Source organism: Paenibacillus alkaliterrae, from assembly GCF_021532375.1.
Classification (GTDB): Bacteria; Bacillota; Bacilli; order Paenibacillales; family Paenibacillaceae; genus Pristimantibacillus; species Pristimantibacillus alkaliterrae.
In genome coordinates this window covers 1-14,541 of sequence record NZ_JAKGAP010000023.1, presented here as the reverse complement: position 1 = coordinate 14,541, position 14,541 = coordinate 1, and the positions used below count along the sequence as shown (strand labels likewise).

General features: G+C 49.4%; 12 protein-coding genes. All 12 read left to right on the top strand.

The window, feature by feature from the left end; genetic code table 11:
- Positions 1 to 162: 162 nt before the first annotated feature.
- A complete protein-coding gene (locus tag L1N85_RS11675) occupies positions 163 to 1,263 on the top strand; it encodes an amidohydrolase/deacetylase family metallohydrolase (protein ID WP_235238023.1) in 1,101 nt (366 codons plus the stop codon).
- On the top strand, positions 1,241 to 2,344 hold the full coding sequence (locus tag L1N85_RS11670; protein ID WP_235238022.1) for a DgaE family pyridoxal phosphate-dependent ammonia lyase: 1,104 nt from the start codon (positions 1,241 to 1,243) through the stop codon (positions 2,342 to 2,344). The genes L1N85_RS11675 and L1N85_RS11670 overlap by 23 nt, the downstream gene beginning before the upstream one ends.
- A gap of 1 nt (position 2,345) precedes the next feature.
- Positions 2,346 to 3,101, top strand: coding sequence for a 2-dehydro-3-deoxy-phosphogluconate aldolase (gene dagF, locus L1N85_RS11665; protein WP_235238011.1), 756 nt, complete (start codon positions 2,346 to 2,348; stop codon positions 3,099 to 3,101).
- Entirely contained in the window at positions 3,094 to 4,110 is a 1,017-nt protein-coding gene (locus tag L1N85_RS11660) for a sugar kinase (RefSeq protein ID WP_235238008.1), read from the top strand. The genes dagF and L1N85_RS11660 overlap by 8 nt, the downstream gene beginning before the upstream one ends.
- Positions 4,110 to 4,835, top strand: a complete 726-nt coding sequence (locus L1N85_RS11655; protein WP_235238007.1) for a GntR family transcriptional regulator — start codon at positions 4,110 to 4,112, stop codon at positions 4,833 to 4,835. The genes L1N85_RS11660 and L1N85_RS11655 overlap by 1 nt, the downstream gene beginning before the upstream one ends.
- A 442-nt stretch (positions 4,836 to 5,277) precedes the next feature.
- Positions 5,278 to 6,603, top strand: coding sequence for an ABC transporter substrate-binding protein (locus tag L1N85_RS11650; protein ID WP_235238006.1), 1,326 nt, complete (start codon positions 5,278 to 5,280; stop codon positions 6,601 to 6,603).
- Positions 6,604 to 6,682: 79 nt separating this feature from the next.
- Complete coding sequence (locus tag L1N85_RS11645) at positions 6,683 to 7,564, top strand: carbohydrate ABC transporter permease (protein WP_235238004.1); 882 nt, start codon at positions 6,683 to 6,685, stop codon at positions 7,562 to 7,564.
- Positions 7,561 to 8,379 (top strand): carbohydrate ABC transporter permease, encoded by an 819-nt coding sequence (locus tag L1N85_RS11640; RefSeq protein ID WP_235238003.1) that lies wholly within the window; start codon positions 7,561 to 7,563, stop codon positions 8,377 to 8,379. Before L1N85_RS11645 ends, L1N85_RS11640 begins: the two co-directional genes overlap by 4 nt.
- A gap of 31 nt (positions 8,380 to 8,410) precedes the next feature.
- Positions 8,411 to 10,165, top strand: a complete 1,755-nt coding sequence (locus tag L1N85_RS11635; RefSeq protein WP_235238001.1) for a sensor histidine kinase — start codon at positions 8,411 to 8,413, stop codon at positions 10,163 to 10,165.
- Positions 10,140 to 11,807 carry a response regulator transcription factor gene (locus tag L1N85_RS11630; RefSeq protein ID WP_235237997.1) on the top strand — a complete coding sequence of 556 codons (1,668 nt, stop codon included), beginning with the start codon at positions 10,140 to 10,142 and terminating at the stop codon, positions 11,805 to 11,807. Before L1N85_RS11635 ends, L1N85_RS11630 begins: the two co-directional genes overlap by 26 nt.
- A complete protein-coding gene (locus tag L1N85_RS11625; RefSeq protein ID WP_235237996.1) occupies positions 11,791 to 12,906 on the top strand; it encodes an alanine racemase in 1,116 nt (371 codons plus the stop codon). The genes L1N85_RS11630 and L1N85_RS11625 overlap by 17 nt, the downstream gene beginning before the upstream one ends.
- Before the next feature lie 48 nt (positions 12,907 to 12,954).
- On the top strand, positions 12,955 to 14,124 hold the full coding sequence (locus tag L1N85_RS11620; protein WP_235237995.1) for a M20 family metallopeptidase: 1,170 nt from the start codon (positions 12,955 to 12,957) through the stop codon (positions 14,122 to 14,124).
- Positions 14,125 to 14,541: the final 417 nt, after the last annotated feature.

Here is a 14,541-nt window from a genome sequence, read left to right as displayed (position 1 = left end):
CTCATCCTTTTAATACCAACCATAAACATTATAACGTTATATTTACTTTGACAATTTTCTGTGTTAACTTAACATTATAACGTTATAAACAATTATCATTTTTCGATGCTATCCTAATGAATTGTAAGCGTGTTTATAGTGTTACGGAAAAAGGTGATGACAATGAGAGAGCGGTTCGTATTACAAAATGTAAAACGCGTGAATGGAGAAGATATCGATATCGTCATTGAGAACAGTAAAATTGCTGAGGTGGCTAATGCCGGGAGCGGACAGGGAAAGCATATTTTAGACTACTCAGGTTTTTATGTATCAAGTGGCTGGATTGATCTGCATGTCCATGCATTTCCTGAATTTGATCCGTATGGCGATGAAATCGATGAGATCGGCGTCAAACAAGGTGTAACCACCATCGTAGATGCCGGAAGCTGCGGAGCGGACCGGATTGCAGATTTGGTTGCGAGTCGAGAACGTTCCCAAACCAACGTATTCGCCTTTTTGAACATTTCGCGAATTGGTTTAAAAAGAGTCGATGAATTATCCAATCTGGAATGGATTGATAAAGAGAAGGTCGTACAGGTGGTAAATGAGTATAAAGAGTTCATCGTTGGATTAAAGGCACGGATAAGTAAAAGTGTTGTTGGCGAAAGCGGTATTGAACCTTTACGTATTGCGCGGTCACTATCTGGTGAAACATCATTGCCGTTAATGGTCCACATCGGTTCCGGACCGCCGAATATTGAGGAGATCGTTCCACTTTTAGCCGAAAGAGATGTCATTACTCATTATCTCAATGGAAAAGAGAATAATCTTTTCGATGATGAAGGTAAACCGCTTCGAGTGTTAACGGATGCAATGGAAAGAGGCGTACATTTGGATGTTGGTCATGGCACTGCGAGCTTTTCATTTAAGATTGCTGAAGCAGCAAAACATCATCGCGTCAATCTAAATACGATCAGCACAGATATCTACCGCGGGAACCGATTAAACGGCCCCGTGTATAGTATGGCAAATGTTCTCTCAAAATTTCTTTACTTGGGCTACTCGCTTGAAGAGGTGATCGCGGCGGTCACCACACATGCAGCCAATTGGCTTGATAAACCGGAGCTTGGCCGAATACAGGTTGGGGACGTTGCGAATTTAACACTGTTTTGCCTGCAAAATAAACCGATTACACTGATTGATTCCGAAGGGGACAAGCGAGTGGCAGAAAAAAGAATAGAACCAAAAGGAGTGATTGTAAATGGCGAGTTACTTGAATGCTAAATATGGGCTAAAACGTGTTATTAATGCAAGTGGACGAATGAGTATCCTGGGTGTATCCGCACCGACGGATACTGTGATGAATGCGATGAAACAAGGCGGTCAAAGTTATGTAGAGATTGCAGATTTAGTCGATAAAGCAGGTGATTACGCAGCACGCATTCTAGAATCAGAGGCAGCCGTTATTGTTAACTCGGCATCCAGCGGCATTGCACTCTCAGTTGCGGCCCTTGTAACACAAGGGAATCGCCGCAAGAGTGAACGTCTGCACCAAGAAGCCATTCGCAAAAATGAAATCATCATACTGAAAGGTCACAACGTACAATACGGAGCCCCCGTTGAAACGATGGTCTATTTAGGCGGTGGCAAGCTCGTTGAAGTTGGTTATGCCAATGAAGGGAAAGCCGAACATATTGAAGATGCGATTTCTGAAAATACGGCAGCCATTCTTTATGTGAAATCCCATCATGCCATCCAAAAAAATATGATTTCTGTCGAGGAAGCATGGGAGATTGCGCAGCGAAACGGCGTTCCACTCATCGTCGATGCGGCAGCGGAAGAAGATATTCAAAAGTATGTGAAATATTCAGACCTTGCGATCTATAGCGGTTCAAAGGCCATTGAAGGTCCAACTTCAGGGATTATCGGCGGTAAGAGCAATTATATTGAGTGGGTAAAAGTACAATTACATGGTATTGGACGAAGTATGAAGGTTGGGAAAGAAACAACATTCGGGTTACTTCAAGCACTCGATGAATACGGCGTCAAAGAAGATAAAAGTGAACAAGAAAAAGAAACATTGCAAGTGTTAGTGCCGCTAAATGAACTTGCAGGCTTCAAGGTGACCATTGTCCAGGATGAAGCGGGGCGGGCGATATTCCGTGCACGTATTCAAATTGATCCGGGGCAAGCAAACACTACCGCCAAGAAAGTTGTGGCAGGACTGCGCGAAGGTGAGATTGCTATCTATACACGCGATTATGGCGTGAGACAAGGCTATTTTGATATCGATCCACGTCCGCTCCAAGGTGATGATATTCATGTTATTGCATCTACCATTCGTGAATTAGCAGGAGGCAAATAAGATGCCCAACATTGCAAAACGTTTTTACAAAGGCCGAGCAGCATTAAATGTATTGGCTAACAGTGTAGAGAATGCCAAAGAGGTATTCGAAGCCGCTGAAGGGTACGTGTTGGTCGGTGTCCTTTCGAAAGACTATCCAACGGTAGAAGAAGCGGTAGCAGCTATGAAAGAATACGGAAAAGCAATTGAGGAAGCCGTATCGATCGGATTAGGCGCCGGCGATAATCGTCAGGCTTCTGTCGTGGCGGCCATTGCGAAACACTACCCTGGCAGTCACATTAACCAAGTATTTCCTGCCGTTGGAGCAACACGCGCCAATCTGGGCGAACAAGATAGCTGGATTAACAGTTTGGTGTCTCCAACTGGACGCGTCGGCTATGTAAACATCTCAACAGGCCCGGTAAGCGCTGCTCAAGACGAACATGCGATTGTGCCTGTTAAAACTGCCATTGCGCTTGTCCGCGATATGGGCGGCAACGCATTGAAATACTTCCCCATGAATGGCTTAAGCCATGAAGACGAGCTGCGTGCAGTTGCTGGGGCATGCGGAGAAGAAGGATTTGCTTTAGAGCCGACAGGCGGCATCGACAAAGAGAATTTCGAAACCGTCTTGCGTATCGCTCTGGAAGCTAACGTTCCGCAAGTCATCCCTCACGTGTATTCATCGATTATCGACAAAGATACAGGGAAAACGAATCCCAGGGATGTACGCGAATTACTGGAGACGATGAAGAAATTGGTTGATCGCCATGGCTAAAAAGATTGCAGCTTTTGGAGATGTCATGATGCGCTTGCAGGTACAGGGGTATGAATTGTTATCGCAAGCCAGCGCATTGAATTATTCTTTCTCAGGTACAGGAGTGAATGTAAGCTCTGCACTGGCGCGTTTAGGGCATACCGGGTATCTTGTATCAAGATTGCCGGCTAATGCGGTAGGCGATGCTGCAGTATCCTATCTTCGAAAACTAGGTATTGCACAATCGTTCCTTGTTCGAGGCGGGAATTACGTGGGCATGTATTTTTTAGAAAATGGATTCGGTGCGCGGCCTAGTCGCGTTACCTATTCCAATCGGCTAGAAAGCAGTTTCAATACAGCCCCCGAAGAAACGTATGATTTTGAAGACATAGCCAAGAATATAGATGTTGTCCATCTTTGCGGAATTACACTTGCCATGAACGATGCTGTCCGGCATCACATGAAATCCTTTGCAAAAGCTGTCAAAGAAAATGGCGGCACCGTTGTTTTCGACTGCAATTACCGTCCAGCCCACTGGGGGCAAGACGGCTATGCAAAGGCTAAACCGCATTATGAAGAAATGCTGCATCTGGCGGATATTGTCATGATGAACGAAAAGGATGCCTTGTTTATCCTAGGTATGCACACGGATAAGGAAGAACGCCAAGAGCAGCTCATGGACCTGATTCCAGCCGTTGCGCAAAAATATCAGATCTTCGTTATAGCGGGTACGCACCGTTCAATCAATGGTGACAATACGCATTCATTATGCGGTTTTATATATAAGAATCAAACATTCACATTTTCAAAACGGCTTACGTTTTCTGTCTATGATAGAATAGGTGCTGGAGATGCCTATACGAGTGGGATCGTACATGGTGAGATGGAAGGATTTCCACCGGAAAAGACAGTCGGATTTGCCGCGTCGGCAGGAATGCTTGCGCATACGGTTGTGGGCGATACTCCAATGTCATCGGAGAGTGAAATACTCCGGGCGATGACAGAATCACTAGGCGACGTGGAAAGGTAGTGGATGTATCAGTGAACTTCTCTCGAAATAAAAGACCGTTATATTTGCAAATAAAGAATATCTTGAAGGATCGGATTTTGCACGGTGTGTATCCCATTGGGACGAATATTCCTTCAGAAACGCAATTGGAAAATGAATTCAATGTCAGCAAAATCACAGTCCGCAATGCTATCAAAGAACTTGCTCAGGAAGGATATCTTGAACCGAGCAGCGGCAAAGGGACGAAGGTGATACGAAATACTTCTGCTTCCAAACTTTCTAAATGGAAACGATTTACAGAGATTTTAGTAGAAGAAGGGCATAAAATTCAAAAACAATTGCTACAAGCAGAAGTGGTCCGCAATGAAGAAGGAACAGAACCGTATCAATTATTTGGGGAGCATTGTCTCCGTATAGAACGTCTTTATCACCTTAATGACGTACCTTATATCCATTATACGCATTATTTAACAATGCAAATGGCAAATATTGAACTATCGGATTTGAATGCTCAATCATTATACGGATTGCTTGAAGAACAAGATATTTCTTTAGAAAAGCATCGGGATGAGTTTGCTGTTGGCACTGCTCCTTCTCATGTGGAGAAGATATTACATGTAAAAGAGGGAACACCTTTATTAAAGAGATTGCGTTATTCCTATGATGAAAGAGGCAATTTGATCGAATACAATAAAGGGTACTACAACACGGAAATGCAAAATTATGTTGTTAATTATGATGTCTGAGAAACAGCGAGAAATCGATGTCGCTTCTTCTCTCGTCAACATCTTGAAAACGCTTACCATGTAAGAGGAGAGGGGATTTATTAATAACCTTTATGGTAACCGGATTAATTCGAATTGCGACAGGTTCAGTATTGGAGACATTACTTTCATTTATTGCTTTTGGAACCGTTTTACTGGTTGATATGTTCATATATTCGAGAAAGAGGGGGGGGGGAGGCAGCATGGAACTTCTTCATTCGATCGGGCAACGAAGGCTTTCGGGCGTTTCACAGCTTTCATTATAACCGGTTCACAATGGGTTATCGAAGTTGTATACGCGTTATATAAACGTATTCAAAAATCGTTTAATCTTGTAAGTAGCACGGAGCAATCCGCCATTGATAACGCTTGCTTGATGACTTGGTTGCCGCCGTCAAATACATATTTACGGGAGGTCATGTTAATGAATCAAACGATGAAACGTGTGCTGAATACCGTTCTTATTTCCGCGGTGTCTGCAGGACTGCTTGCCGGTTGCGGAGGAGGAGAAGGAACAAAGCAGCCGGTCGACGTCCAAGCTTCCGCCAAGCCGTTTGAAGGAGAGAAGCTGACGATTGTTACCGCAAACCATCCATGGGGCGATGCTATTAAAGAGATGGTGCCGCAGTTCGAGGCTAAAACCGGCATGAAGGTGGACGTACAAAGCTTTTTTGAAGACCAACTCACGCAAAAACTGACCGTACAGTTCACTGCGGGTTCAGCCTCTCCGGATGTGTACATGTACCGTCCTCTTCAGGAGGCCAAGCTGTTTTTCAAAAACGGCTGGATTCAGCCGCTTGACGATTACGCCAAAAAAGATGACGACTACGATTTCAACGACTTTTCCAAAGCTGCCGTCGGATCGAACACCGTAGATGGAAAGCTCACCGGCATCCCGATCATTACGGAGCAGCACATCTTGTACTACCGTAAAGACTTGCTGCAAAAAGCTGGCATTCCGGTACCGAAAACGATGGACGAGTTAATCGAAGCGGCTAAAAAGCTGCACGATCCGAAGAACGAAATGTACGGCTTCGCCGCCCGCGGCCAGCTCTCTGCTCTTGTCTCGCAGATCTCTTCGTTTATGTACTCCGAGGGAGGCGAGTTCATGCAGGGTGATAAAGCTACTTTGAATACTCAGGAATCGATTAAAGGGATGGCCACCTACGCAACGCTGCTGAAAGACTATGGTCCTCCGGGCGTGCTCAACATGTCGTGGCCGCAAGCGATCGGCGTGTTCGCGCAAGGAAAAGCAGCCTTTTTCGCCGATGCCAACTCAATTTACAAGAATGCGACCGATCCGGAGAAATCGAAAATCGCCGATCATGTCGGATTCGCCTTATTCCCGGCCGGCAAGGCAGGATCCAAGCCGTTCAATATTACCTCTTGGGGGTTGACAATGAACTCCAAATCCGCGAACAAAGACGCGGCATGGGAGTTTATGAAATGGGCGACCAGCAAGGAAATCGTACTTGCCACCCAGAAAAAGGGCAACCCGGGCGCCCGTTTGTCGGTATGGGATAATCCGGAAGGCACGACCGCATTTCCGAAGGAGTATGCCGACGTTACGAAGGAAACGCAAAAAGGCGGCGTCGATCATTCGCTACCGCAGATCAACAACGTAAGTGAAGCACGCGACATCATCGGCGCAATCGTCCAAAAGGCGATCAGCGGAGAAGACATCAAAGCCGCAGCCGACCAGGCAAACAAAGAATTCCAAGCCTTGATCGACAAAGAAAAAGGGAAATAATGCGGTCTATTACGGGGATGTGCTCTTCGGAGTACGTCCCGGCGCTTAACCCGGGTTTGAAAATGAAAGGATGATGATGATGCCGACAAACTGGTTCGACCGCAATCTGAAATGGATCTACACCATGCCTGCGGTCCTTTTTGTCCTTCTGATGATGGTTTTCCCGATTTTATATACGGTTAGAATCAGCTTTTACGAGTGGAGCATGTCAGCAACGGTACCGCCGAAGTGGGTCGGATTGGCCAATTATTCCGCGTTGCTGTCCGATATCCGATTTTGGTCTTCAGTCAAGAATACGTTCGTTTTTTCGATTGGCGCGTTATTGGCCGAAACGGTGCTCGGCGTAGCGATCGCCATGCTGCTGTACCGCGATTTTCGCGGCAAAAATTTCGTCAAAACGTTGTTTCTGCTGCCGATGGTCGCCACGCCTGTCGCCATGGGTCTCGTCTGGCTGCTTATTTATGAGCCGTCTATTGGGCTAGCCAATGTGCTGCTTAAAATGTTCGGTCTGGATCCGCTGTTATGGATCGCATCTCCTAAGCAAGTCATCGCTTCCCTGATCGTGATCGATGTATGGGAATGGACGCCGATGATCTCGCTTATCGTCATGGCCGGGTTGTCGACGCTTCCGGCGGAACCTTATGAAGCCGCTGACGTTGACGGAGCGACGGGATGGCAGAAGTTCTTTCACCTTACGCTGCCGATGCTGCGCCCGACGATCATCGTTGCCGTCATGCTGCGGCTGATCGACGTGCTCAAAACGTTCGACATTATTTATTCCACGACGCAAGGCGGTCCGAATATGAAATCCGAGACGCTAAACATTTACGGATACACGCTTGGCTTCCAATACTTCAAGCTCGGTATGGCGTCGTCGCTTCTCGTCATCTTCTTCGCGCTCGTCATGGGACTGACGCTTTTCATGATTTGGCTTCGCAAACGTCTGGAGGTGTCCGTATGAAAAAGAAAACACGGATAACAAACGCCATCTTGTCCGGTTTGACGTTTATCGTTATTCTCGCTTTCTCGTTCCCTTTCATCTGGATGCTGCTCGCTTCGTTCAAGACGCAAGCGCAAATTATGTCGAGCGACCAGTTTTTCGTTTTTCAGCCTACGGTTAAAAACTACTCTAACGTCTTTAACCAATACGACTTCTTGAAATTCATTATCAACAGCTTTCTCGTCGCTGCAGGCTCCACTTTCGGATCGCTGCTGCTTGGGCTGCCTGCGGCATACGCGATCGCCCGTTATCAAATGCAAAGCATTGGTCTTATCATCTTGGTCGCGCGGATCATTCCCGGCATTACGTTCCTGATCCCTTGGTTCATCATTTTCTCCAAGCTCGGACTGGTCGATTCGTTTACATCGCTTATTCTAAGTCATATGCTGGTCGGGCTGCCGTTCATCATCTGGGTTATGATTTCGTTCTTCGAAGGGCTTCCACAGGAGATTGAGGAGGCCGGGCTGATCGACGGCTGTACCCATTCACAGGTGTTCCGCCGCATCGTCCTTCCGATTTCCGGTCCTGGTATCATCACGTCGTCACTGCTGTCGTTCATTTTCTCATGGAACAACTTCATGTTCTCGATTATCCTGGCCGGTGACCAAACGAAGACGCTTCCTGTAGCCGTATTTAATTTCATGTCCTACTCGGAAATCAACTGGGGCGCTCTCATGGCCGCGGCCTGCATCATCACGCTTCCGGTCCTCGTCATTGCGCTCTTGGCACAACGATACATCGTGAGCGGTCTTGCGGCAGGCGCCGTGAAGGGATAAAACATATTTATTGGGTTAGGGGCGGTTGAGGATGGCGGGAAAGCCGACGATTTTCAGCAAGGTGATCGTGCTTATTGTGTTGCTGCTGACGCCTGTACTCTTAATATATATTTACACTAACAAGGTTAGCGTCGATGTGGTTAAAGATGAAATCCGGTCATCCAGTCTCAGCCGGCTTTCCTTTTTCCTTCAGCAATTCGATACGACGGCCGAGCAACTGGCAATGTTTCCCGTTATTATAAGCTCAGACCCTTATGTGCGTGAATTTGTCGATCGCAGATCCGAAAAGCCTTATGAAAGGCTGAAGGAGCAAACCCGGATTATGCAGAGGTTCAGTTTGCAAAGCGTATCCGGTGCCTGGACCAACGATTTGACGCTATATTTACCCAAGGAACGCATGGTTATTTCCTCCAACATGTCCAAGGAATACGAGCCCGAGGAAGTGCAAAAAATTACGCAGTTCGCCGAATGGTCGTACGAAACAACCGAACATAGGGATGAAAAGCTGCCTGGTGCCCGTTTTACCCGGCGAATCGCCGACCCGCTCGGAGCGACGCTGCTCTCCCAAATCAATATGATGCTTGAGGTGAGCTTTCCTGTCTCCAATGTCTCGGCGATGCTCGATCAGGTGAAAGCGGGCATCAAAGGCGACCCGTTCTTGTACCGGAAAGGTTACCCGCCGATTGGTAGCGGAACGATGAACGGCGGCGATGTCGGCGCTTTGATTGCCGTGCTGGATGAACATGCCATGGAAGAAAGCGGACACCTCGTGACGCAGCTTGCCGGCAGGCAATTTGCGGTTTATTATGTGAAATCCAAGCAACTGAATTGGTTTCTGGTTGATTATGTGCCGGTTGAAAACATTTTGGCTCCAATCCGCAAAACGAATGCATTATTCTATACGACTCTGGGGCTGCTGCTAGCGATGAGCTTCCTGGCCGCCTATTTGCTCTACCGCAACGTGCAGCGGCCGATCAGCAAGTTGGTGCGCGGCGTTGAACTGCTCAAAATGGGCGACTTGTCTGCACGCATCCGTTACCGCCCGAATAATGAATTTGACTTTTTGTTCGAACGCTTCAATGAGATGGCTGAACAAATTCAAGACTTGGTTGATCGGGTATACACCGAGAAGCTCCGCCTCCATGAAGCGACCCTGAAGCAGCTTCAGGCGCAAATCAATCCGCATTTTCTGTACAACAGCCTGTTTTTTATCATCAACACAGCTATGCTTCGGGACACCCCCTCCGTTGTCGCGATGGCACAAAATTTGGCCGAATATTACCGTTATACGACCCGCATGGAGGAGCGGACGACGCCGCTGCGCGAGGAGCTGAAGCTAGTCGACAATTATTTGACGATCCACAACTTGCGGCTGAAAAGGCTTCACTATGAAATCAATATGCCGGAAGAAATGCTGGAGCTGTCCGTTCCACGCCTCTTGCTGCAGCCGATCGTAGAGAACGCGATCGTGCACGGCATCGAGAACAAACCGGGGGACGGATTGATCCTAATTACCGGACATCTGGTTGATGGCCTCTGTGAGATTGTCGTGGATGACAACGGAACCGGACTTACGGATAAGGCTCTTGCCAGGCTGCAGCAGCAATTAGGCCTCCCGATGGAGGCGGCTGCGGGATGCGGAGTTTGGAACGTTCACCAGCGCTTGCATTTCGTATTCGGCGCAGGCGCGGGGCTCCGCTTGGCCCACAGCACGCTCGGGGGCTTGCGTGTCACGTTAACGTGGAGGAGGGATTCAGAGCATGGCGAAGCTTTTGATCGTGGATGACGAGGAGCACGTGGTGGAACGCCTTGCCGTGCTCATTCCGTGGGAGCAGATTGGCATCACATTCGTGTACAAGGCGAATTCCGCTTACGAGGCACTCGAGTTGCTGAACGTTCAAGCGATTGAAATCGTCATTACGGATATCCGGATGCCGGGAATGTCCGGTTTGGAACTTTCCGAACGAATCCGTGAGAAGTGGATGACAACGAAGTGCATTTTGCTATCGGGCCATGCAGAGTTCGAATATGCCAAAGAAGCGATTCGCTGCGGTACAGCCAGCTATTTGCTCAAACCGGTGAAAGACGAGGAGCTGCTAGCTACCGTCTCCTGCGTTCTCGGAGCGCTCCAGGAGGAGTGGAGCGCAATTATTTCGCAAGAGCGGATCACCAGAACGCTTAGGGAAAATTTACCGCAATTGCGATGCAATTTGCTGAATACGCTGCTCCAAGGCAGGCGCTATTCCAATGACGAGCTGCGGGATAAAATGGCGCTTCTAGCGGTTCCCGATTTTATCGGGCAGCCGTTCTCGCTCCTGCTTGTCCGTCTTGAAGACCCGTTCTACGGTTACGAGCCTCGCAGATTAGCACTGGTGGAATATGCAGTCGGCAACATGGCGGAGGAGCTGTTTGCGCCACACTATGAGCTGTGGCACGGGAAGGATCCGCACGACTATCTCGTTTTTATGGTGAAAACGGGGATTGCTCCCCTTTCCGGCAATGCCTGCACGGAGGAAACGCAGCATGCGCTCGAACGGATGGCGGCGCAGCTGCAGGAGGCGATTCATAAGTATTTGAAAGGTTCGGTCACGGTACTGATTAGCCGCAGCGGAACGTTTCCGAAAGATTTAGCCACGCTTTACGACGGAACATTGTCGGCGCTACGCAAAAGGGTCGGAGCCGAGCAGGATTTGATTCTGACTGTTGTGGACGACATGCTGGAAGGTACCGAGGTCCGACCGGTCCCTTCGCTCTATGAGCTGCCGACTCTTTCGCAGCTGCTCGAGGCGGGTCATTGGACTGCTGTCGACCAGCGGATCGAGCGCATATTCGAGGAGCTTCGAACGAAGCGCGAAGAGGTGGAGGAGCATGTGCTCGAGGTGTATTTCGCTTTTTCCTCCGCGGTCACGCATTATGCGCACAAGAATGGCCGGCCACTCGCCGGGCTGATCGGCCCGAGCTACGAGAAGCTGCTGCACGGCGCGCCTTACCGATCTGTTCAGCAACTTCACGATTGGATAGACGCGGTCATGGGCAGCCTGCGCACCGAAACCGAAACCGAAGCCAAAGATTCGCGAGCGAAGCTGATCGCCGACATCCGGCGATTCGTGGAACGCGATTTAGCCGCCGACGTATCGTTGACGGCTATTTCGGAGCATGTGTACATGCACCCGGTTTATGTTTCTAAAATATATAAGCGGGAAACCGGCGAATCCGTGAGCGATTACGTGTACCGTCTCAGGATGTTGAAGGCTGCTCATTTGCTTTTGCATACTCATGACAAAATTTATGAAATCGCCGAAAGCATCGGCTACCAACGGGCGCACTCATTCATTAATGTGTTCAAAAAGCATACGGGGCTCACTCCCCAGGAATATCGGGATACGTATTACAGTAAAGAGGTGAATCCATATGACAAGGACAAATAGCGAGATTAGTAACGATACGCCGGCGACGCCGTTCGTTATCGTCGATTTGGACGTGGTCGAACGCAACATCGGACGGATGGCCGAGAAGCTGGCACAGTACAACATCAAACATCGGCCGCACATAAAAACCCATAAATCGCTGCGGCTTGCGAATCTGCAACTTGCCGCAGGCGCGATCGGCATTACCGTTGCCAAGCTGGCAGAGGCGGAAGTTTTTGCGGATGGAGGAATCGGAGACATTCTTATTGCTTTCCCCATCATCGGAGAACGGAATCTGAAACGGCTGGAACGGCTGCATACCCGTATTCAGGTCGCCGTGACCGTTGATAGCTGGGAAGCCGCGCAAGGATTGTCCACCATCGGCGTACGGACAAATAAACCGGTTCGCGTCCTGATCGAGCTGGATGGCGGGCTGCATCGCGGCGGCCGGCAGCCGGGCAACGACATCGTCGAATTCGCGCTGCGAATTCGAGAGCTGCCTGGTCTTCAGATCGAAGGCATCATGGCTTACTTCGGGCTCATTTACCAGAGCGGCGATCCGCAGGCGATCGCTTCCGCAGTAGAGACCGAATCCATCTCGATTGCCGAGACGGTCTCGAATTTGCGTCAAGCCGGTATTACGATAGATATCGTCAGCTCAGGTTCGACTCCGGCGGCGAAGCTATGCGAGCATGTGCGCGGCATTACGGAAGTGCGGGCCGGCAACTATATCTTCAACGATGTGTCCGCCGTGCAGATGGGAATCGCCGAGGAAGCGGATTGCGCGCTGCGCGTCGCGGCTACCGTCGTCAGCATTCCGCAGCCCGGCATGGCGACGATCGATGCCGGCACCAAGACTCTTACTAGCGATAAAGCGCATCATCGCGAAGGATTCGGCATCATCGTTGGACGACCGGAAATATACATAGCCGCGCTGAACGAAGAGCACGGCATGCTGCGGTTCGATCCGGAGCGGGTTGCCCTATCGATCGGAGATCGGATCGAAATCATTCCAAATCACTCGTGCGTCATTCCGAATTTGAACGATTCTATTTACGGGATGCGTAAAGGCGTCGTCACGGAGCGAATCAAGATTGATGCGCGAGGAAGCAATTATTAGAGCGTAAGCCGGCAAAGTGTAAGACAACTTGAGGGGAGAGCGAAAGCAATGATCGCAAGGATCGATGAAGAGCGGGTCCGACAAGTTTTGCAGGATTTGGTCCGCATTCCGAGCGTCAATCCGAACTTCGAAGGAGGCGTTCCCGAGCGGGATGTCGCTGCCTATGTCGAAGCTTTCTTCGCCCGTCTCGGGCTTTCAGCCGAACGCAGAGAGGTTCGTCCGAACAGGCCGAACGTGATCGGTATGCTGCCGGGAATGAACCCGGATGCGCTCGGTCTGCTGCTGGAAGCCCACATGGACACGGTGCAGGTGACGAACATGACGATTGAACCGTTCGGCGCGAACATTGAGGACGGCAAACTGTACGGACGCGGAGCCTGCGATACGAAAGCATCACTTGCGGCCATGTTGACCGCTTTGGAATGGTTCGTCATGAACAACGTCAAGCCGCCTGTTCCGGTATTTTTGGCGGCGACCGTTGACGAGGAAGTCAACTATTTAGGCGTGCTGGACGTATTGCAGACGGAGCGCCGATTCGCCGCTGCGATTGTTGGCGAGCCGACGGAGCTGCATACGGTCGTCGCGCATAAAGGGGTAGTCCGCTGCGAAATCGAGACGATCGGCGTCTCCGCTCATTCTTCGAAGCCCGAAGAAGGCTTGAACGCGATAAGCGGCATGTTGAAGGTCATTCATCATATCGACAACGTGATGAACGATCGTCTGCGCGCTATTACGCACCCGCTTGTTGGTCAAGCGACGCTTTGCGTGACGGAAATTGCGGGCGGCGTAGCGCCGAACACGATTCCCGAGCGGTGCCGGATCAAAATCGATAGGCGGACGATTCCCGGCGAGGACAGCGAGCAAGTGTGGTGCGACCTGCAAACGGAAATGGCGCAATTCGAAGCCTTTGACGAAAAGCTGAAGGTGATCGTCCACCCGCCTTTCGTCATCGATTATGCGATGCATACAAGCCCGGACAGTGAAATCGTACGTATGTTGACGGCCGCTGCGGGCAGCAAGATCGGCACAGTCCGGATGCTCGGCGTTCCTTACGGCACGGACGCAAGCAAGCTGGCGCGTGCGGGGATACCATCTGTCGTTTTCGGCCCTGGATCGATCAATCAAGCGCATACAAAGGATGAATGGGTGGAATTGAAGCAAGTTGCGCTCGCCGCGGAAATCATTGCGGACACAATGATGGGGTTCGGGAAGCGGTAACAATAACAGAATGTATATGCGGGATCCAACAACCATGTTGGGTCTTTTTACATAAATAAATAAAATATGGATAACAAATTAAATAGGTGAGGTAAGTCTGTCGCGGAGGAATCCAAAATGGCAAAAGAAATATTGGAGTCGCAGTATATACCGAAGAGCGAAATGCTCAGTGGAAATCTAATGGAAGATGTACAACGATTCAAAGTTATATTTGACCGGTCCTCCGATATAGTCTACCAGTGATGGACCATGTCCTGACCGGTGACACTGTTCTATTGGTTGACACCGTGAAACAAGCGCTTTTTATCATCTCAGTCGAGAAGACTCCCTCTTCAACATAGTAAGGGGGAGATGAATCGATTTCTTTTTGGTTTATGAATGCGAACATATGTGCTATAATTTGGGTGAGGGGGTGAT